Consider the following 19,815-nt stretch of genomic DNA (forward strand, 5'->3'; position numbering starts at 1 on the left):
CTGCACTATCTGGCGCTGATCGAGGTCAAGCCGAACGCGCTCGACCAGGCGGCGGCGTTGCAGGGCTGGGACCTGCCCGAGACCTTCCAGCACCTGCGCCATCTTCTGGAAGCGCGGATGGGCAATCGCGGCAAGCGCGAGTTCATCCAGGTGCTGCGGCTGCTGGAGGCCTTGCCGCGCGATATCGTCAGCTTTGCGGTCGGCGAGGCGATCCGGCTCGGTGCCATCGGCTTCGACGCGGTTAAGCTGATCGCGCTGGCGCGGCTGGAACGACGTCCGGCACGCCTCGACCTGGCGGCCTATCCTCACTTGCCGAAGACGGCGGTGAAGACGACCTCGGCGGCCGACTATGCCGTGCTCCTGCCGGGAGCGGCGGCATGACGAAAGAGACGCTGCCGCCGGGCACGACCTCAGGAACGCCGCAGGTTCTGCTGGCGCATCACCTCAAGCAACTGAAGCTGCCCACCGTTCTGCGCGAGTACGACAAGGTCGCGCGGGAATGCGCCCGCGACGGCGTCGATCATCCGCGCTACCTGCTGCGGCTGGTCGAGCTCGAACTGATCGACCGTGAGCGGCGCACGGTCGAGCGGCGGATCCGGGCGGCGCGGTTCCCGGCGGTGAAGAGCTTCGACACCTTCGACTTCACGGCGATCCCGAGCCTGAACAAGATGCTCGTGCTGGAGCTGGCACGCTGCGGCTACATCCTGCGCCGGGAGAACATCATCGCGCTCGGCAACAGCGGCACGGGCAAGACCCATGTCGCTCTCGCGCTCGGGCTGGCCGCTTGCCAGAAGGGCTTCTCCGTCGCCTTCACGACGGCGGCGTCCCTGGTCAGCCAACTCCTCGAGGCCCGCGACGAGAAGCGCCTGCTCAGGCTCCAGCGCGAGTTGCAGGCGGTCAAGCTGCTGATCGTCGACGAGCTCGGCTATGTGCCGCTCTCGCCGACCGGCGCCGAGCTCTTGTTCGAGGTCTTCTCCCAGCGCTACGAGCGCGGCTCGACCATCGTCACCTCGAACTTGCCCTTCGAGGACTGGACGTCCGTCCTGGGATCGGAGCGTCTGACCGGCGCGCTGCTCGACCGGCTGACCCACCACGTCAGCATCCTGGCCATGAACGGCGACAGCTACCGCCTCAGGCAATCGGCTGGCCGCAGGCGCGCCACAGCTGCGGCGGAGCAAAACCAGGCCACCGCCGACGGTGTCGATCCCGACACCGGCGAGATCACCGCCTGATCAACCTCGGCAGCGCGATATGGCAAGGGCCCCGATCGGGGCCCTTGCCATATCCGCCAGCGCCTGACGCCAGTGGCCTGCTTTTACTCCGCCACCCTGGCCTGGTTTTGCTCCGCCGTTGACAAAAGCGGCAGATTGATAACCTCAAGAAGTTCCTGCGAAACCAACGGCGCCATGATAACGCAACAAATCAACGCCGACTTATCAGCAGCAGCATCAAAAGGCGGGATAAGCGCAAAAGATAAGGCCATCCACTATCGCGGATGGCCTGTCGTATTCTTCTCTTTAGTTCCAGAGCCGGCCGGGCCGTCCATTCCCGAGGGCAGGCGACCCTAACCGTGCAGTCGTACGGCAGCTTGGGGTGCCGACCGCTCCGCTATTTCGCGGCCAGCAGGGTGAACTTGTGAATCTGCGGCGGTTCGGAAAACAGTTCTTCCGCCTTCTCCATCAGCGCGGCGGCAACCTTGCCGTCAAGATGGGCCTGCCGATCCTCCTCTGTGTCGAACGTATCGAAGATCGCGTACGCACCGGGACCTTCCTCGATCGCGTACCAGGTCAGAGTGCCCGGCTCGGCTTGAACGAGCGGCAATGCCGAGGTCAGGAAATTGGCGACATCGCTCTCTTTACCGGGTTTGGCCTTCAGTGGCACGTACAGCGCGAGTTTGGGCATCATCGACTCCTCAAGTTAAACGGACAGATATCATTCGGCAGAGTAACGGACGAGCGGGCCGGTACGTTCCCCATGAGGCGGAGCACACGCGGCCCCGCCTCCTCGTCGAAATCAGAACTGCTGTGCGGTCGGCCGGATGACGATCGCGTTGACGTCAACGTCATCAGGTTGTTCGACAGCGAACGCGATAGCACGCGCCACCGATGCCGCCGGGATGGCCTGCTTGTAGAAGTCGAGCACCGTCTCGGCTGCCGTGCCAGACGTCGTGAACTTCAAATCGCTTTCGACGGCTCCGGGCTCGATCGACGTGACACGGACCTTTTCACCCACCTCGTGGCGCAAGCCCTCGCTGATCGCGCTGACCGCGAACTTGGTACCGGAGTAGACCGTGCCGCCTGGTGCGAAGACCTTGATGCCGGCGACCGAGCTCAGGTTGATGATGTGGCCGCTGCCCTGCTCGAGAAAGCCGGGAAGGGCCGCCGCGATGCCGTAGAGCGTACCCTTCAGATTGACGTCGATCATCTGGTCCCACTCGTCGGTGTTGACCTCGGCCATCGGACGGATCGGCATCAGCCCTGCGTTGTTGATCAGCACGTCGAGGCGGCCGAAGTCGGCAATGATTGCGGCGACGACGGACTGGACCGCCGCCTTGTCGGTGACGTCGAGCGCGTAGCTACGTGCCGTGCCGCCGTTTGCGGCGATGTCCGCGACGACCTCGTCGAGCTTGTCCTTGCGCCGCGCGGCGATGGCCACCTTTGCGCCGCGTTCCGCGAGAAGCCGCGCGGTTTCTGCGCCGATGCCGGTGCTGCCGCCGGTAATGAGAATGACCTTGCCTTCGATACCCTGGGTCATGACTGTATTCCTTCAAGTCAGTTGTTGATTTTTCGCCGGATAGCGGCTCCGCCTCAGCGGTAACCGCGTGGATGAATGAGGCCCAAGAGTCCCACGCGGAGTGCAGGTGCCAACAGGCCGATCATCCGCAACTCCTCTCTGTAGAACGGTTGTGCCAGCAGCGCCGTACCCACCCATTCTTCAGGCTTGCCCATGGCACCACCCTCAGGTCGCCGAGACGGGGTTGAGGACGAACGCGGCGCGCTCGGCCAGATCGCCGATCTGAGAGAGATAGTTCTGGAAGTGGGGCGTCTCGCGGTGGGCGGCGACCGCATCCGCGTCCGCGTACAGCTCGTCGAGCACGAAACGGTTCGGATCGCTCTGGTCCTGCCACAGATCGTAGCGCAAATTGCCCGGTTCGGCACGGCTCGGCTTTAGCATGGCGTCGAGCAGAGCGCGCAGGCGGTCGACGGTATCCGCACGGGCGGTAAGGACGGCGACGATCTTCACGTTGGCGGTCATGGCACCGTTCCTTGTCTTGGCTATATCCGAGGGAGGGCGCACCCTGAGCGCCCCGCCGGTCATCCTCGTACTCACGCAGCGGCGCGATCGAGGGCTTCGATCAACGCGTCGGCCATGGCCCGGTCCGATGCCGGATTCTGACCCGTGATCAGCTCCCGGTCCACGACGACATTCGAAGCGAAGTTCCTGTCGGTGACAGAGACGTCGCCACCGGCCGACCGCAGCGCCTTTTCCATGTCGAAGTAGAGCTCGCCCTCCAGCACCTGCTCCTCAGCGATCTTCTCCTCGCTCGCCGAAAAGACTGTCATGCGGTAGCCCGCGTAGATCCAGTCTCGCGCCAGGTCGGCCGCCCCGGCGTCATCGCCTTCCTCCAGCGCCTTGCGGAAGGCCGGAGCATCCTCGAGCGCGGCAACAACGACCACCGGTCCGTGGCAGAGGAGCGCGGTCGGCTTGTTCGCTGCGTGGAAGTGACGGAGGATCGTGCCCGCATCGCGGTCCACCATGAGGTCGACGATGGGCGCGTGACCTCCCGGCACGAACACGCCAGCAAAGCCGTCCAGACCCTCGTCGACGACCGATTTCAGCGTACGCACGTCGTTCATCGCCGGGTGGCTGGCAAAAAAGTCCTTGGCGCGCTGGAATGCCGTCTCATCGCCGCCAAAATGATCAACCGAAACGGAGACGGCGTCGATGTGCGGCTTGGCCCCATTGGGCGTGGCGAGAACAATATCATAGCCGGCGTCGAGCAGAGCCAGCGCGGGGACCGCCGTCTCGTTGAGATACTGACCGACCGTCGCGGTACCGCCGCCACGCAGACCGAGTTGTGTCGCGTTCGATCCAAGAACGAGAACCTGACCCTTGCTCATCTGAACCTCCATGTTCGCGGCGTCGATCACCGATGGACGCTAAATGGGCCTCGTTGACATATTCTAGAAGTTTATCTTTTTGATTTCAGATATAACGCTAACAGGATGACTGTATGCGCTACGATCTGAACCTGCTGCCGATCTTCGTCGCGTTGATGGAGGAGCGCAGCGTCACGCGGGCCGCCGAGCGCATGGGCATGACACAGCCCGCCCTGTCTAACGCCCTGTCGCGCCTACGACTGATGCTGAAGGACCAACTGTTCGTTCGTGAGCGCTACGGCATCCAGCCGACCCCGATCGCGCTCGAACTCTCACCGCTAATCGCCGAGGCACTCGCCCAGCTCGACGACGCGGTCCTCGGTCAGCAGGCCTTCGACCCCGCACAGGCCGAACGGCTCTTCACGATCGCGCCGAACGGCTATGTCGAGTTCGTCATCGTCCCCGCTGTCCTGGCGCGCCTGGAGAAGGTCGCGCCCGGCGTAAAGCTCCGCCTGACACCTTACGGCAACGATCTTGTGGAAACAGGCGTCGTGTCGGGCACGACGGCGCTCGTGCTGGGCCGCATCGTCGATCCGCCCGACAACCTCGTCGTCCAGCACCTGATGGACGAAGGGCTCGCCTGCGCCGTCCGCGCCGACCATCCGGCCATCGGCGATGCCATGACGCGCGAGCAGTTTGAGACGATGAAGCACGTCAACATCGTGCCGCCTGGCCGGATGCGCGCCGGGCTGTTCCAGGCGCTGGCGCAGCAGCAGCTTAAGCGCGACGTCGCGATTTCCGTGACCAATTTCTTAGCGGTAGCCGAGATGGTGGCGGTGACCGACTACTGCGCCACCCTGCCCTCGCTCATCTGCAGGCGGCTGATGCACGACCCCCGGCTGAAGATCCTGCCCGCCCCGGTCGACCTCGGCAGCTTTCCCGTGGAAATGGCCTGGCACGTCCGCTACCGGCACGATCCCGCACACCGCTGGCTACGGGCGCTGATCGGCGAGGTCATCACCGACTTCAAGGGCAAGACGGCAGCGACAGCCATGCCGTCGCCAGCGTGATGGACGTCTGTCGGCCGCGCGACGCCGGTTGACTTCCGTAAGCGCCCCTGAAGGCTGAGGTTCCTCTTGCGTATTTCCACCGACGCCATCTCACGAAGCGGCATCGGCTCACCGCGGGCGAAGAGATACCGTCGGCGCATCCGATCATGTGTTCGGCCTCATGCCATTCATCGGCTACCGCTTCGCGACGCGCCTGCGCGGCCCGAGGGACCGGCGTCTGCATCTGTTGCCGGGCCAGGAAGCGCGGCTGCTGCTGGCCGCATGAGCGGCGATCCGGTCGCAATCGGGCATGTTGACGCCCGTTGGGACGAACTGCTGCGTCTCATTATCTCGATCCGCAGCGGCACAGCCACCGCATCGGCGATGCTGCGCAGATTTTCCGCTTACCCACGTTAGAATGGACTGGCGCTGTCGGGATTAACAGGCGCCCGCGCCAGTTCAGGCCGGGCGAGCCTCTATGACGACATCACCGACAAGATCATCGCCGAGCTTGAGGCGGGCCGCGCGCCCTGGGTCCAGCCCTGGGGATCGGCCGCGGCCAAGGCGCCGGGCCACGTCAAGCTTGGTGTCGACGCGTGCGTAGTTACGGCCGAGTTCGGTGAGGTGTGGCTTGCTGCCGGTTTCGTGACACCGAGATTGGGTGTTTCATGAAAGGTGTCAATCCTGACGGCGAAGATCGTGCGCGGTGCTGTGCCCGGCGCGAAGCGCTCGACGTGGATCATGCGACCGCCGCAGCATGGGCATGGCGGATGCGGTTCAGGGGTCTGCTCGGGTTGGTCGGCGGCGAACAGGACGTCGTTCCTGACGATGTCGTCCGGGGTCGTCGCCACGATGATCTGCCTGATGCGACGATGGCGCCGGCGCGCCGGCCTGATGCGCGGCAACAAGGCCCGTTCGCGCAACGCACGGCTGGCGGCCGTGAAGCCCTTCTTCCGCTATCTCGAACACCGCGTACCCGCAGTACTGGATCAGGCCTTTCGGGTGCACGCCATTCCGATGAAGAAGATTGACGAGACGCTCGTGGCTTCGCTTTCGCGCGCCGAAGTCCGAGCGCTGCACGATGCGTCGGACCGGCGGACAACATCGGGTATCGACCATCCCCGGCGATGGCCTCGACGACGACGTATCGGTGCCTCGCGGGCTGACGGCTTGCTTGCGCGCGGGCCGAGCTCTGCGTTTCCGCGCGAGCGGACCTGCGGCCTTGGAAAGGCCTTTGTGGACGATGCCATCATGATCAGCGAACGGCCACCGGCGGTCGAAGACCGGGCGATCCCGCGCCATTGGGAAGGTGTCTCATCCTGGGCCTGCACAGCGGCGATCGGCACTCTCGTCGAACGCAGCTCGCGCTGCACGATGCTGCTGCACCTGCCGCGCCAAGAGGGATATCAGTGGGGATAGCGGGCAAGAACGGCCCGCCACTTGCGGGACACGGTGCTGAAGCCGTTCGCACGGCGCTCGCCCAATTCATGAGCGAACTGCCCGCGACGCTTCGTCAATCGCTAACCTGGTCCCAGTTCAATCGCTGACCTGGGACCAGGGAGCCGCGATGGCTCAGCACGCACGGCTCCGCATTGAGAGCGGGCCGGCACTTTACCGGGAATCTGGCTGCTGCCGCTCACGCGATGAACACGCGTCATCGCAAAACGCTCGGATGGAAAACACCGATCGAAGTGCTCGATCCGTTCCTCGCTCAGCAATAGGATGCTGGTGTTGCGATCGCGGGTTGAAGCCGCCATTGCAGGCGATGCGCCGGTCTGCAGCAGGCTTTCCCGCCTGAAAGGCGGCATGATCGCCGTGTTCCGGCAGCCGAGATCAGTGCATCACCGATCCGCCGTCGACGACGATCGTCTGGCCAGTCAGGAAATCACTGTCGGCGGCGCTGAGATAGATGAGCGTTCCGAGCAGGTCCTCCGGCTGGGCTTCGCGCTTGAGCGCGCGCGTGGCGACGTTGTTAGCGACCACGTCTGCGGCCCAGGCGGGATTGACCTTGACGTTGTCGCTCATCACCAGCCCCGGCGCGATGCAGTTCACCCGGATGCCGTCCGGACCGAGCTCGCGCGCCAGCGCGCGCGTGAAGCCGACGACGGCCGCCTTGGACGTCACGTAGTGCAGCAGCATGGGCGAGCCCTTGAAGACCGTCCCAGAGGCGATGTTGACGATCTTCCCGTAGCCCTGCGCGCGCATCTGCGGCACCACCGCCTTGGCGCATTCGAACGAGCCGCGCACGTTCACGCTCATCACGGCGTCCCATTCGGAGGACGAAATCTGATCAAACGGCTTCAGCGCGAGATTGCCGAAGAGTCCTGCATTGTTGATCAAGATGTCGGCGCGCCCGAAGCGCGAGACGGTTTCCGCGACCATGTCCGATACCGAGCCGGGTGACGTCACGTCCGCCGCGACGGCGATCACGTGCCCGCCGGTCGCCGCGATGGCTTCCCGCGTCTCCTCGGGCACGCGAATATCCGAGATGCAGACTGCCGCACCTTCCTTCGCCAGCGCCAGCGCATAGCTCGCCCCGATCCCCTGGGCGGCGCCGGTCACCAGCGCCACTCGTCCTGCCAATCTCGCCATTCGCTTTTCTCCAGAACCGCCCGCAACGCTCTCAATCGAGCCCGAGGAACTTCGCGCCGAACTCCGGGTCGCCCAGCAGGCGCTCGCGCGTGCCGTCGAAGGCGTTGCGGCCGTTCTCGATGACATAGGCGCGGTCGACGAAGTCGAGGGCGCGGTGGATGTTCTGCTCGACCAGAAGGATCGTCACGCCGCTTTCGGCGACGCGCCGGAGCGCGTCCATCACGTCGTAGATCACAAGCGGCGCGACGCCGAGGAAGGGCTCGTCGAGCAGCAGGAGCCTGGGCTTCGACATCAGGGCCCGGCCGATGGCGACCATCTGCTGCTGGCCCCCCGACAATTCGCCGGCATGCTGGCCAGCCTTCTCGCGCAGGATCGGAAACAGTTCGAGGATATGCTCCAGCGTCCGCCGCAGATCCGACCGCGCATGCCGCAGATAGGCACCCATCTCGAGATTCTCCCGGACCGTCATCTCCGGGAAGAGGCGCCGTCCCTCCGGCACCAGTGCGATTCCCTGCGCGACGTTCTCGGCCGGCGGGCGCCCGGCGATGGGCTGCCCGTCGAAGGTGATCGCGCCGGACTGGGGCGGATACAGTCCCTGGATCGCGCCCAATGTCGTGGTCTTCCCGGCGCCGTTGGCGCCGAGTAGGCCGACCTTCTCGCCAACCTGGATGTCGAGGCTGACATCCCAGATGGCACGCATCTTGCCGTGGTCCACGACGATGCGGTCGAGGCTGAGCATCAATGGCCCTCCTTGCTCGCCACCTGGCCGAGATAAGCGGCGAGCACGCGCTCGTCCTTGACGGCCTCTGCCAGGGGGGCGTCCGCGATCACCTGCCCCTGCTCCAGCACGATCAGCCGGTCGACGACTTGCGCGAGTGCCGAGAAGATGTGTTCCACCCAGATGACGGTGATGCCGTAGACCTCGCGGATATCGCGGATATGCTCCACGAAGCGGCGGATCTCGGAGGGCGTCAGGCCGGATGCGACCTCGTCGACGAGCAGCAGCTTCGGATGCAGCGCGAGCGCGCGGGCCAGCTCGAGGCTCTTCTTTTCCTGCAGGCTGAGCGAGTCCGCTCTCTGGTCGAGACGGTCCCCCAGCCCCACGAAGGCGGCATAGCTTGCGGCTTCCGACAGGGCGTCGGGGAGAGCCGGGCCGCCGGGGCGGAAGGTTGCCGCGATCGCGACGTTCTCCGCGACCGTCAGGTCACCGAAGGGGCGCGGGTTCTGGAAGGAGCGGCCGACGCCCACGGCGGAGACCTGGTCGCGGCGCAGGCCGGCGAGGTTGCGCCCGTCGAAGATCAGCTCGCCCGTCGGTTCGTAGACCTTCGAGATGCAGTTGAAGAGCGTCGTCTTGCCCGAGCCGTTGGCCCCCACGAGGCCGACGATCTCGCCCTGCCGGATGGTGATGTCGACATTGTTGACTGCGATGTTGCCGCCGAAGGCTTTCGTCAGCCCCCGGCAGACTAGCAGCTCGGATGACGGGGAGGGCTTGCGCTCCGGCAGGGGCAGCCGCGTGGTGCTCGTGCTGCGGGAGGGCTCTTGCCTGTCCAGATGGATCTCGCGCGACAGGAAGCGCAGCGCCGGCAACGAGCGGACGAGCCGGGAGCGCAACAATCCTCCGGGCATGAAGCGCCCGATCATGAGGATGATGAGACCGTACACCGTGGCGTGGAGCATGGTCATGTTGACGAGCAGCGCCTGCTGGATGCTGAACAGGAGGGCGACGCCGATCATCGGACCCCATAGCAGGCCGGAGCCGCCGAAAAGCGCCATGGCGACCGGCACGAGCGCGACATTGAGGCCGAAGACCGTCGGCGGATCGATGTAGCTGAGCTGCCAGGCATGCACCGCGCCCGCCAGGGACGCCGCCGCCGCCGACAGCACCATCACGCCGAGCTTGGCCGGGAAGATGCGGATGCCGACGACCTCGGCCGCCTGCTCGTCGTTGCGGATACTCTTCAGGGCGTAGCCGAAGCGCGAGCGCGCCAGCACGACGGTGAGCGCAAAGGTGCAGGCCGCGATCGCCAGCGCCGTATAGAAGGCCTGCGAAAGCACGTATTTCGGCGGCAGGACGACGCCGTCGGCGCCGCCGGTCAGCCGCACGAGGTTGAATGCCAGAAGTTCGGACAGGGGGAGGATCGCCAGGGTCGCGAAGGCGAAATAGTCGCCTTTCAGCCGAAACAGCGGGAAGGACAGGATCGCGGCGACCGTCGAGACGACCGCGATCGCCATGACGAAGCACAGGGGCGCTGGAACGCCGGCGGCAAGCGCGATGCTGAAGGCATAGGCGCCGATGCCGTAATAGGCGAAATGCCCGAGATTGACGTAGCCGGCGAGGCCGCCGACCCAGTCCCAGCTCTGCGCGAGGATGAAGGATACGAGCAGGGTGAAGATCAGGCTCGTAACGTAGGGAACGCCCAGCAGCGGCACCAGCGCGATCGCACCGACGCACAGCGTTGCGACGATGGCGCCGACGAACGGAGCGGGTCTGCGCGCGGCAGCCGCCGAGGCGCCGATGGCGGCGACGGGATCGTTGACGCGCGACATCACGCCTTCCTCGTATTGCCGAAGCCGTTGGGGAAGGCGACGAGGATGATGAGGAGCAGCGTGATCGACAGGGCCGGCGCCCATTCCGGAGCCCAGAAGAAGGCCGTGAAGGCCTCGGCGACGCCGAGGAACAGGCCTGCCGCCAGCGCTCCGACGAGATTGCCGATGCCGCCGAGGACGATGATGGTGAAGGCCTTCACGGTGAGGCTGAAGCCGGTATACGGATCGACGGGGTAGACCATCGCGTAGAGTACGCCCGCGATCGCCGCGAGCGCGGTCCCGAGCCCGAAGGTGATGCCGTGGATCGCGCGTGAGCGGACGCCGCAGATCGTCGCCCCGACATGATCCTGCGTCACAGCCCTGACCGCCCGCCCGTACCAGGAGCGGGTCAGAACCAGTTGCAGGACGACGGTCAGGAGCGCGATGCCGGCGAGCATCCAGGCTTGCGAGACCGGGATCAGCACATCGCCGATCTCGATCACGTCCGACCGCAGCGGAATGTTGCGCGGCCGCGGCCCGGCCAGCGTGGCGGCGACGTCGCCGATGACGATCAGGGCTCCGACGGTGGTCAGAACGGTGCCCACCGAGGCCTCGAAGTGATTGCGCCGCTTCAGCGGCGCAAGCAGGAGATCGTGGAATCCCCAGCCGAACAGGAAGAAGGCCAGCGCCAGCCCGGTGATGATGGCGACCAGCGCAAGCGGGCTCGCGCCGAGTGCGCCATAGAGGATGCTGGCGAGCACGCCCGCGATCGCCAGCAGCGTGCCGTGCGAGAAATTCAGGATCCGCGCGACGCCGTAGATCAGCGACAGACCGAAGGCGAAGAGCGCGTAGAGCCCTCCGATCAGAACGCCGCCTATGGCGATCTGGGCGAGAATGTCGAGCGGCATCGCAGCGATTCCCCGGTGCGCCGTATCAGTTCCAGCTCGGCGCAGGCCAGACGGCCTTGCCGGTCTGCTGCGGCCAGACGACAACGACCTTGCCGTTCTGAATCTGGATCGTGTACGCGCCGTTGCTGGTGGGGAACCCCTTGTCGTCAAAGACGATCGGCCCGGGAGGCGACTCGAAGGTGCCGTTGGTCAGCGCCTCCCGCACCTTCTCGCGGTCGACCGCGCCGGCCTTCTCTATGGCCTGGACCATGACCAGATAGGAGCCGATGCGCGCCATGGTGAAGATCGACTCGAACATGTCGACCTTCGAGCGTTCCAGCACGCGGCCGACCAGTTCGCTGTGCTTGCCGCCGACGCCCGGATACCAGGCGAGCTCGCCGGTCATTCCCTCGATATCCTTGCCGACCTGGCGCGCCAGGGAGCCGGTCAGCATGGTGTGATGAACGCCCATCGCCTTGACGCGCTGCTGGCGCATCTGCTGGACCAGCGGGGCCGAAACGTTGTCGAAGGACGCGATGTAGACGATGTCGGGCCGCGCCGCCCGGATCTTCAGGATGATGGCCGAGAAGTCTTTGGCGTCCGCCGGAAAGGTCTCCTTGCCGACGACCTTGATGCCTTGCTCTTCGGCCTTCGGCGCCCAGAAATCGGTGATGCCCTTCATCACCGGGTTGTCGTGGGTGACGAAGAAGATCGTCCTCGGCTTCGGATCGGCCTGGGCCAGCATCTCGAAATAGCGCTGCGACCAGAGCGGCACGACGGGATAGGGCGTGCCCCACATGTATTTGAGGCCGCGGACATAGGCCGAAGGGGTCGCGACGTTGGCGGCCACGATCGGGATCTTGTGACGTTCCGCGACCGTGGGAACGGGCAGGCCGAGAGAGGTCCAGTCCGGCCCCACGAAAAAATCGACGTTGTCGACCGACGCCATTTTCTCGTAGAGCGAGACGGCGGTCGAGGGGTTCGACTGATCGTCGTAGATCACGATCTTGACCGGGATCTTCTTGCCGCAGGAGGCGACGTTGACCCCGCCCTGCTTGTTGATCTCGTCGAAGAAGTTCTCCGTCATCGCCTTCCAGTTGTCGGTCAGCGTCGAGAACGGCCCGGTCTCGGAAATGGTCGTGCCGAGCAGGATCGGCTCGTCGCAGGACCCGACCTTCGCCTGGGCCGGGCTGAGGAACGCCAACAGCCCGAACATGGTCGCCGATATGGAAAGCGCTGGTCTGATCATTGCTCGATTTCCTCCGAAGCACGCGGTTTTCCGCATCTTTGGGCCGAATAGAGCGATCAGCAGTCGTCTTGGCCAATATGGAATGTTGATGCCCTTATCTGCCCGGATGATACTTGGGCGAAGCCGATTGAAGTGCCTCGCCATATCCCAACCGGCCTCTGACGAAGCCCGGCAACACGTTTCGCTCAGGGTGCCCGGTCGGACGGCGGCCGTGCGGTCCGCGCGCGGCAGCGCGATCCAGGCTCCGCGTCCCTCGGGCGACTCGGCTATCATGTGATAGCGGCCGCTTCCGTCATCATCCGCCGTGATGCCGGGAATAACGACAAAATATTACCGCCGAGGGCGGAGGCCACCTACGGTTTCCGGCATGGATCCTCGTTCGCCGGCTTTGGTCGCCAGAGATGGTTCGCATAGTCTGCGCCGGAAAAACCGCGAGCCGGGGCTCGGCTGGCACGCGCCATGGGTGAAGCGTCAATGTCTCAAGTCTCTTCCGCCGCCCCTTCGCCCGTATTCACCCTGCGGGACTGGCTCGACCGGCTCGCCGGCAACGATCGTTTGGCCGTGGCGAAGCCCGGCATCGGGCTCGTGCACGAGGTCGCGGCGGTGGCGAACCGGCTGGACGGGCGCAAGGCGAGCTTCTTCCCGCGGCCCGGCGGCCATCACGGCTCGGTCGTCTCCGGGCTGGTGTCGAGCCGGGCCTGGATGGCCGAGGCGCTGGGCGTCTCGCAAGGCGAGCTGGTGCGTCATTTCCAGAAGGCCGCCGCCAATCCGCTGCCACTGAACGAGGTGGCGGACGCACCGTGCCAGACTGTAGTGCACGACCGCGACATCGACATCCTGAAGCTGATGCCGGTGCCGACGCTGAACGAGCATGACAGTGGGCCCTATGTCTCAGCCGGGCTGATGATCTCGCACGACCCGGCGACCGGCGCGCAGAACGTCGCCATCCTGCGCTGCCAGATCAGCGGGCCGGACCGGATCGGCGTGCTGATCCTGCCCCGCCATACTGACCTGTTCTATCGCAATGCGGAGCAGGCGGGAGAGGGGCTGGAGGTGGCGCTGGTCGTGGGCGTCGATCCCGCGACGCTGCTGTCCTCGCAGGCGATCGTCGCCGCAGGTCAGGACGAGCTGGAGATCGCCGGCGCGCTGGTCGGGCGGCCACTCGACGTCGTGCGTTGCAAGACCAACCGCGTGCTCGTGCCGGCCGAGGCCGAGATCGTGATCGAGGGGCGCATCCTGCTGCGAACCCGCGAGCCCGAAGGGCCTTTCGGCGAGTTTCCGCAATATTACGGGGAGCGCGCCGACCGGCACGTCATGCATGTCGATGCGGTGACGCATCGCGAGAAGCCGATCTTCCACACCATCGTCGGCGGCGGGCTCGAGCATCTTCTGCTCGGCGCGATACCGCGCGAGGCGACGATCCTGGCGACCTTGCAGCGCAGCTTCCCGAACGTGCAGGATGTCCACCTCGCGCTCGGCGGCGTCGGCCGCTACCATCTCTACGTCAAGCTGAAGCAGACCCAGACCGGCGAGGCGAAGAATGTGCTGCTCGGTGCCTTTGCCGCGCATTACGACATCAAGCATGCGGTGGTGGTCGACACGGATGTCGACATCCACGATCCGCAGGAGGTCGAGTGGGCAATCGCGACCCGCTTCCAGGCCGATCGCGACCTCGTGGTGATCTCGCATTCGCAGGGCTCGAAGCTCGATCCGTCGACCGAAGGCGGCGTCGGCGCCAAGATGGGCCTCGACGCCACCATCCCCCTCGACGCGCCCGAGATGAAGTTCAAGCGCATCCGCGTTCCCGGCCAGGCCGAGGTGGATATCGACGTCGTGATCGCGTCGGGCTCCGACTGGCGCGGGGCGCTGGAACGGTAGGCCGACGCGGCAAGCTCAGCTGCTTCGCGGCGTCGCGGCGATCTGGTCGGCGCAGGCGGCGACGATCGTGTCGAGCCATGCCTTCGAGGCGGCGTCTATCGGGGCACACGGCAGGCAGGCGGCGAGATTGCCGGCGACGAGCGTCTGATCGGCCGCCAGCCCGGAGGGAAAGCGCGCCTGCCTCCATTCGACCAGCATGTCGAGTTCGATCCGCTCGGCGGCCAGCTCGTCGATCCTGATGCGGTCGCGAAGGGTTGCGCCCTCCGGACGGGTCACCGCAGGGGAGGATTTCAACTGCGTTCGGATCGCCCTGAGTGGCAGGATCGCCTGCTCGCGCCAGGACCAAACCAGCGCGGCGGCGTCCGCCGCGCCTTCGGAGGAGAACACGACGCCCTCGCTCGCCAGCCAGCCGCCGAAGAGCAGCAGCACGATGTCGGCGCCATCGCGCTGCTGCAGCCGCAGGCAGGCGTCCTGTACGTCCGGGGCGGCATAAACCGCGCCGATGAAGCGCCAACAGCTCTCCTGCGCGCTCATGCCTCGCTTACGCGGCGGCGCGGCTTCGGGCCGACCGCCTCGCCCCAGCGCCTGACCGTGCCGGCCTCGATGCCGAACAGGTCGAGCATGCGACCGACACTGTGGTCGACCATCTCGTCGATGGTGCCGGGCCGGACATAGAAGGCGGGCACCGGCGGGGCGATGATCGCGCCCATTTCCGAGAGCTGCGTCATCGAGCGCAGATGGCCGGTATGGAGCGGCGTTTCGCGCACCATCAGCACGAGCCGGCGCCGCTCCTTCAGCACCACGTCTGCCGCGCGGCTGAGTAGGCCCGAGGTCACCCCGGTCGCGATCTCCGACATCGAGCGGATCGAGCAGGGCGCGACCAGCATGCCAAGCGTGCGGAACGAGCCAGACGAGATCGCCGCGCCGATATCCTGCTGCGCATGAACGACATCGGCCATTGCCTTAACCTGCGCGATCTTGAGATCCGTCTCGTGCGCCAGCGTGATCTCGGCCGAGCGCGACATCACGAGATGCGTCTCAACACCGGCCGCGCGCAGCAATGCGAGCGCGCGCACGCCGTAGATGACGCCCGACGCACCCGAGATGCCGACGATCACACGTTGCCTTGCACCGCTCATGAAGCTGTGAGGGCCGGGACGACCCCGGCATTGAGATAGATGTGCTTGAGTTCCGTGAAATCGGCGAGCCCGTCGAAGCCGTGCAGACGCCCGAGGCCGCTCTGGCGATAGCCGCCGGTTTCGGCCTCTGCGAAGAGCTTGTTGTGGTCGTTGATCCAGACCGTGCCGTTGCGCAATGCGCGCGCGATCCGCATGGCGCGCGAGACGTCGCGGGTCCAGACGCTGGCCGATAGCCCGAACACGGTGTCGTTGGTCTTCGCGACGGCTTCGGCCTCGCTTTCGAAGCGTTCGAGCACCAGTAGCGGCCCAAAGATCTCTTCCTGGGTGAAGAACGCCTTGGTGTCGGTATGGGCGACGATCGACGGTGTCAGATAGGCGCCCTCCGCGAGCACGCCGCCCGGCACCGAGCCGCGCAGCACGACCTCGTCGGCAAGATCGAACGCTTCCTCGATACGCGCCCCGACCTTGTCGCGCGTGGCATGGTCGATGAGCGGGCCGATCTGCGTCGCGGCATCCAGCCCCGGCCCCACTCTGAGCGCGGACAGCGCCGCGCGCAGGGCCGCCTTCATTTCCCCGTAGCGCGAGGCATGCACCAGCACGCGCCGCGCCGCAGTGCATTGCTGGCCGGAGATGATGGTGGCGGCCGCCGCGATCTGCGGCGCGATCGCGGCGACATCGATATCCTCGAAGACCACGCAGCAGGATTTGCCGCCGAGCTCGAGGGAGAGCTTCTTCATCGTTGGCGCGGCCGCAGCCATGATCGCCTTGCCGGTTTGGGTCGAGCCCGTAAAGCTCAGCACGTCAACATCGTCGGAGAGAGCCATCTCCTGCGCCGCTTCGTGGCCGGTCTCGGCGACCATGTTGCAAACGCCCGCCGGTGCGCCCGCCTTGTCCAGCTCCTGCAGGAAGGCGGCGGTGAACAGCGTGGTCTGCGGCGCGGGCTTGACGATCGCCGTGCAGCCGACGGCGAGGGCCGGAGCCAGCGAACGCACGAGCAGCACAGCCGGCGCGTTCCACGGCACGATGATCGCGGCGACGCCGGCGGGCTCGCGCAGCATGGTCGAGAACACGCCCGGCTCCACTTCCAGCACATGGCCGGGGACATGGCGGGCAAGGCCGGCATAGTAGCGGATCTCTGAGATGGCGCCCCCCATTTCGCCCCGGGACTGGGCGATGGCCTTACCATTCTCCCACGTCAGGAGACGGGCGAGTTCGTCCTTTCGCGCGTCCAGCCGCGCCGCCCAGGCCAGCAAGACGTCCTGCCGCAGGCGCGGGTTCTGCGACCATGCGGGGTCGAGGAAGGCGCGCTTGGCGGCGGCGATAGCGGCTCGCGCCTCGGCCCGCCCACCGGCGGCGAAACGGCCGAGGGCCTGGCCGGTGGCAGGATCGATGCTCTCGGCGAGGGCGCCGTCCTGCGAGGGCAGCCATTCGCCGGCAATCCAGTGCAGGGCAGTTTCGATCGTCATTTCGGGCCTCACGCTCGCAATCCGGCAGATCAATCCGAACCGGATCGTAAAAGCGCAGCGCTATCAGCGATAATAGGGATAGGTGATATGGGCTATCAGGCCGAGCCGTAATCCTCCAGCACGTCGGCAGCCGCCGCCAGCTCCCGGGTCATAACCTCGATGAACAGCCGCGACGCCTCTGACAACGGTCGGCGCGGATTGTGGACGCAGATCAGTTGCCGGGTCACGCGCGGGGCGACGATGCGGTGCGCGCGCAGGCTGCCGTCCTGCAGGCTGCGATGGACGGCGATAGCGGGCAGCATCGAGAGGAGATTGGATTGCCGGATCAGCCCCTCAATCGCCGTCACGGCGTCGACTTCGAGCCGGATCGAAAGCGCGACGTTCTCCTCGTCGGCGATGTCGTCGATGATGGTGCGCAGCCCCGTTCCCTTGGAAGGCAGGACGAGCGGCAGCCCGGCGAGATTACGGAACAAGACCGGCGAGGGAAGGTCGCGCCCGCTGTCCGCCTTGGCGACGAGCACCATTTCCTCGTGCAGGAGATCGATCGACGGAAGCTCGAGCCGCCGCCGCATCTTGTTGACGATGGCGAAATCGAGCATGCCGCCGCGAACCTGGTCGATATGCGTCGTCGAATAGCCATCGCAGGCCGAGACCTCGACGCCCGGATATTGCCGCGAGACGATGGCGAGCGTGCTGGCGAGCACGCTCGTCGTCACCGAGGCGACCACGCCGACCGCGATGCGGCCGCTGATCTCGTCGGAACTGCTGGCGACGCGCCGCTTTGCGTCGGCGATGTCACGCAATAGCGGTGAGAAGAGCTGGTAGGCGAGCACCCCCGCAGGCGTCGGCGTCATGCCCTGGGAGGAGCGCTCGAACAGCTTCTGCCCGAATTCGTCCTCCAGCTTGGAAATCTGCATGGAAAGAGCGGGCTGGACCACATTCATCCGCCGTGCGGCGCGTGTCGTCGAGCCCTCCTCGTAGAGGCTCAGGAAATAGTTGAGCTGGCGCAGATCCATGCGTCCACGTTATCATCATGTGTGATCGAATGAGGAAATCCTATCATCCCCGCGAGAAACCGCCAGCATCGCTGCCGGCTTCCCGCGGATCGGCTTCGCTCAGCCGGTCGTCCCTCTCATTGGGCGGCACCGATGCCGGCATCCTTGATGACCTTGGCCCATTTCGCGATCTCGTCCGAGACGAAGGTCCGGAACGCCTCCGGCGAGGAGGAAGACGGCTCGACGCCGATATCCAGCAGCCGCTTTTGCACGGTCGCGTCGGCCATCGTCGCCCTGGCCGCTTCGCTCAGGCGCGCGAGCACGGTAGCGGGAGTGCCCTTCGGCGCGGCCAGCCCGAACCAGGCGTAGGACTCGTAGTTCTCGACGCCGGCCTCAGCCATGGTCGGAAAGTCGGGGAAACTCTTGCTGCGCTGCTTCGTCGTCACTGCCAGCGGCTTGACCTCTCCCGACTGTATCTGCGCGATCACGTTCGGGATGAGCTGGAAGCTGACCGGGACGTCGCCGCTGACCAGATCGAGCGCGAGCTGGCTGCCCGAGCGATAGGGCACATGGACCATGCGCGTGCCGGTCACCATGTCGAAATAGGCCGCGGCCAAGTGCTGCGACGATCCCGGCCCGACCGAGGAGTAGCTGATCGCGCCAGGCCGCTCCTTCACGAAGCGGATGAACTCCTGCACGTTTGAGACCGGAATCTTCGTCGGGTTGACCACCAGCACGTTGACGAGGGTCGCGACCGGCGAGATGAACTCGAAGTCCTTCTCGGGGTCATAGGGCAGTTTTTCGAGCGTCTTGTTGACGACGAAGGGGCCGGGTGCCGCGAAGATCAGCGTATAGCCGTCGGCGGGGGAGCGTGCCACCGCCCCGGTGCCGATATTGCCGCCGGCGCCGGCGCGGTTCTCGATGATGATGCGCTGGCCGAGCAGGTCGCCGAGCTTGTCGGAGACGATGCGCGCGATGGTGTCGCTGGCGCTGCCGGCCCCGAAGGGCATGATCAGCCTGATCGGCTTGTCGGGATAGGTTTCGGCCGAGACGGCTGCAGGCTGGAGCGTACCCAGCAAGCCTATGAGGCCGGCTGCCCGCAGGACATGGCGGAATTTCATGATGGTCCCCCTTGTTCGGCCGGTCCCAATGCCGGCTCTCTTCGGTTCTTTTGCTGGAGCGCGAGCGCGGCGCCGACCCAGCTCGGGATCAGGTCGGCCGTCCGGTGCGGTGCATGGCCGGCCCCTTCGATTATCCGCAGATCGACCGGTCCCCGGCTGGCGTCGCGAATGCATTCGACATGGACGCACGAGCCGAACGGATCGGCATCGCCTTGTAGGAGCAGCGCCGGCACGCGCATCGCGGCGAGCTCGTCTACCATGGACCACTGCGCGAATTCCGGGCTCGACCAGATCTCACTCCAGAGCCTGAAAGCGCGGACACCATCGTCATGCCCCTTCATCGCGTGGCGGCGAAACGTTTCGTCGCCGTCGAAGCGGGCCGTCATGGCGCGGACGCCATCCAGCGTCACGGGTTCGACGAAGACATGCGGTGCTTCGGCGACCACGAGCTCGACGAGCTCGGGACAGCGTGCGGCGGCGATCAGCGCGATGCTGGCTCCGTCGCTATGGCCGAAGAGGCAGGCGCGCCTCGTGCCCAGCGAGGCAAGGAGCGCGGGAAGGATGTCCTCGGCTTCCCGCTCGAGGAAGTCGGGCCGGCGCGGGCCCTCGCTCGCGTCGGAACGACCGCAATCCTGCCGCGAATAGGAGAGAACCGGACGGCCCGTCGCTGCGTGCAGGCGCTGCGGGAAACGGCCCCAGCAATCGGCGTGTCCGAAGCCGTGATGAAGCAGCACGATCGGCGGACGGCCCCCGTCGAGAGTGCCAAGCAGGCGGTAGTCCAGCCATCGGCCGCGGATGAAGCGCTTGGGCATC

The 19,815-nt window shown here is 65.9% G+C and carries 19 protein-coding genes and 3 pseudogenes; 7 read left to right on the forward strand and 15 right to left on the reverse strand.

Annotated features, from left to right (window positions below; genetic code table 11):
• Together BW981_RS19360 and istB are read left to right on the forward strand one after the other, a co-directional pair.
• A pseudogene (locus BW981_RS19360) lies at positions 1–381 on the forward strand (IS21 family transposase); the annotation flags it as partial.
• Positions 378–1,232 (forward strand): IS21-like element helper ATPase IstB, encoded by an 855-nt coding sequence (gene istB / locus BW981_RS19365; protein WP_076442222.1) that lies wholly within the window; start codon positions 378–380, stop codon positions 1,230–1,232. The pseudogene BW981_RS19360 and the gene istB, both read left to right, overlap by 4 nt.
• 376 nt (positions 1,233–1,608) lie before the next feature.
• Here the strand turns inward: istB and BW981_RS19370 are convergent, their stop codons facing one another.
• From BW981_RS19370 to BW981_RS19385, 4 genes are all read right to left on the reverse strand, one after another.
• Entirely contained in the window at positions 1,609–1,902 is a 294-nt protein-coding gene (locus BW981_RS19370) for a putative quinol monooxygenase (RefSeq protein WP_062106251.1), read from the reverse strand.
• 111 nt (positions 1,903–2,013) lie between these two features.
• On the reverse strand, positions 2,014–2,754 hold the full coding sequence (locus BW981_RS19375; protein WP_064311493.1) for an SDR family oxidoreductase: 741 nt from the start codon (positions 2,752–2,754) through the stop codon (positions 2,014–2,016).
• A 204-nt stretch (positions 2,755–2,958) separates the two neighbouring features.
• Positions 2,959–3,255, reverse strand: a complete 297-nt coding sequence (locus BW981_RS19380; RefSeq protein WP_064311494.1) for a putative quinol monooxygenase — start codon at positions 3,253–3,255, stop codon at positions 2,959–2,961.
• A gap of 71 nt (positions 3,256–3,326) precedes the next feature.
• Positions 3,327–4,121 carry a type 1 glutamine amidotransferase domain-containing protein gene (locus BW981_RS19385; protein ID WP_076442296.1) on the reverse strand — a complete coding sequence of 265 codons (795 nt, stop codon included), beginning with the start codon at positions 4,119–4,121 and terminating at the stop codon, positions 3,327–3,329.
• Between the two features lie 113 nt (positions 4,122–4,234).
• Between BW981_RS19385 and BW981_RS19390 the strand changes: the two genes are divergently transcribed.
• From BW981_RS19390 to BW981_RS23500, 4 genes and pseudogenes are all read left to right on the forward strand, one after another.
• Complete coding sequence (locus BW981_RS19390; protein WP_076442223.1) at positions 4,235–5,170, forward strand: LysR family transcriptional regulator; 936 nt, start codon at positions 4,235–4,237, stop codon at positions 5,168–5,170.
• 124 nt (positions 5,171–5,294) lie between these two features.
• Positions 5,295–5,563 (forward strand): annotated as a pseudogene (locus BW981_RS23495) (Tn3 family transposase); the annotation flags it as partial.
• A gap of 15 nt (positions 5,564–5,578) precedes the next feature.
• Positions 5,579–5,719 (forward strand): annotated as a pseudogene (locus BW981_RS19400) (ArdC-like ssDNA-binding domain-containing protein); the annotation flags it as partial.
• Positions 5,720–5,824: 105 nt separating this feature from the next.
• Entirely contained in the window at positions 5,825–6,568 is a 744-nt protein-coding gene (locus tag BW981_RS23500; RefSeq protein ID WP_244560388.1) for a hypothetical protein, read from the forward strand.
• 414 nt (positions 6,569–6,982) lie between these two features.
• Here the strand turns inward: BW981_RS23500 and BW981_RS19410 are convergent, their stop codons facing one another.
• The 5 genes from BW981_RS19410 to BW981_RS19430 are packed head-to-tail and all read right to left on the reverse strand — an operon-like array spanning position 6,983 to position 12,403.
• Positions 6,983–7,867 carry an SDR family NAD(P)-dependent oxidoreductase gene (locus BW981_RS19410; protein ID WP_348521417.1) on the reverse strand — a complete coding sequence of 295 codons (885 nt, stop codon included), beginning with the start codon at positions 7,865–7,867 and terminating at the stop codon, positions 6,983–6,985.
• The gene (locus tag BW981_RS19415) at positions 7,773–8,480 is read right to left on the reverse strand and encodes an ABC transporter ATP-binding protein (RefSeq protein WP_076442227.1); all 708 of its coding nucleotides are present in this window, start codon (positions 8,478–8,480) and stop codon (positions 7,773–7,775) included. Before BW981_RS19415 ends, BW981_RS19410 begins: the two co-directional genes overlap by 95 nt.
• Positions 8,480–10,288, reverse strand: coding sequence for a branched-chain amino acid ABC transporter ATP-binding protein/permease (locus tag BW981_RS19420; RefSeq protein WP_076442229.1), 1,809 nt, complete (start codon positions 10,286–10,288; stop codon positions 8,480–8,482). The genes BW981_RS19415 and BW981_RS19420 overlap by 1 nt, the downstream gene beginning before the upstream one ends.
• Entirely contained in the window at positions 10,288–11,175 is an 888-nt protein-coding gene (locus tag BW981_RS19425) for a branched-chain amino acid ABC transporter permease (RefSeq protein ID WP_076442230.1), read from the reverse strand. Before BW981_RS19425 ends, BW981_RS19420 begins: the two co-directional genes overlap by 1 nt.
• A 25-nt stretch (positions 11,176–11,200) precedes the next feature.
• The gene (locus BW981_RS19430; protein WP_175624177.1) at positions 11,201–12,403 is read right to left on the reverse strand and encodes an amino acid ABC transporter substrate-binding protein; all 1,203 of its coding nucleotides are present in this window, start codon (positions 12,401–12,403) and stop codon (positions 11,201–11,203) included.
• Between the two features lie 474 nt (positions 12,404–12,877).
• Here BW981_RS19430 and BW981_RS19435 point away from each other — a divergent pair, with 474 nt between their 5' ends.
• Positions 12,878–14,281 carry a UbiD family decarboxylase gene (locus BW981_RS19435; RefSeq protein ID WP_076442233.1) on the forward strand — a complete coding sequence of 468 codons (1,404 nt, stop codon included), beginning with the start codon at positions 12,878–12,880 and terminating at the stop codon, positions 14,279–14,281.
• A 15-nt stretch (positions 14,282–14,296) separates the two neighbouring features.
• Here BW981_RS19435 and BW981_RS19440 read toward each other — a convergent pair whose 3' ends face one another.
• The 6 genes from BW981_RS19440 to BW981_RS19465 all read right to left on the reverse strand — a co-directional run bounded on the left by BW981_RS19440 (position 14,297) and on the right by BW981_RS19465 (position 19,814).
• Entirely contained in the window at positions 14,297–14,815 is a 519-nt protein-coding gene (locus tag BW981_RS19440) for a TIGR02444 family protein (protein WP_076442235.1), read from the reverse strand.
• Positions 14,812–15,420, reverse strand: a complete 609-nt coding sequence (locus BW981_RS19445) for a UbiX family flavin prenyltransferase (RefSeq protein ID WP_076442236.1) — start codon at positions 15,418–15,420, stop codon at positions 14,812–14,814. The genes BW981_RS19440 and BW981_RS19445 overlap by 4 nt, the downstream gene beginning before the upstream one ends.
• The gene (locus BW981_RS19450) at positions 15,417–16,886 is read right to left on the reverse strand and encodes an aldehyde dehydrogenase family protein (RefSeq protein ID WP_076442238.1); all 1,470 of its coding nucleotides are present in this window, start codon (positions 16,884–16,886) and stop codon (positions 15,417–15,419) included. Before BW981_RS19450 ends, BW981_RS19445 begins: the two co-directional genes overlap by 4 nt.
• A gap of 95 nt (positions 16,887–16,981) precedes the next feature.
• A complete protein-coding gene (locus BW981_RS19455; RefSeq protein WP_076442239.1) occupies positions 16,982–17,902 on the reverse strand; it encodes a LysR family transcriptional regulator in 921 nt (306 codons plus the stop codon).
• 116 nt (positions 17,903–18,018) lie between these two features.
• On the reverse strand, positions 18,019–19,002 hold the full coding sequence (locus BW981_RS19460) for a Bug family tripartite tricarboxylate transporter substrate binding protein (RefSeq protein WP_076442241.1): 984 nt from the start codon (positions 19,000–19,002) through the stop codon (positions 18,019–18,021).
• On the reverse strand, positions 18,999–19,814 hold the full coding sequence (locus tag BW981_RS19465; RefSeq protein WP_076442242.1) for an alpha/beta fold hydrolase: 816 nt from the start codon (positions 19,812–19,814) through the stop codon (positions 18,999–19,001). Before BW981_RS19465 ends, BW981_RS19460 begins: the two co-directional genes overlap by 4 nt.
• Between the last annotated feature and the right edge of the window lies 1 nt (position 19,815).

Origin of the sequence: Allobosea sp. TND4EK4, from assembly GCF_900156025.1 — a bacterium.
GTDB lineage: Bacteria > Pseudomonadota > Alphaproteobacteria > Rhizobiales > Beijerinckiaceae > Allobosea.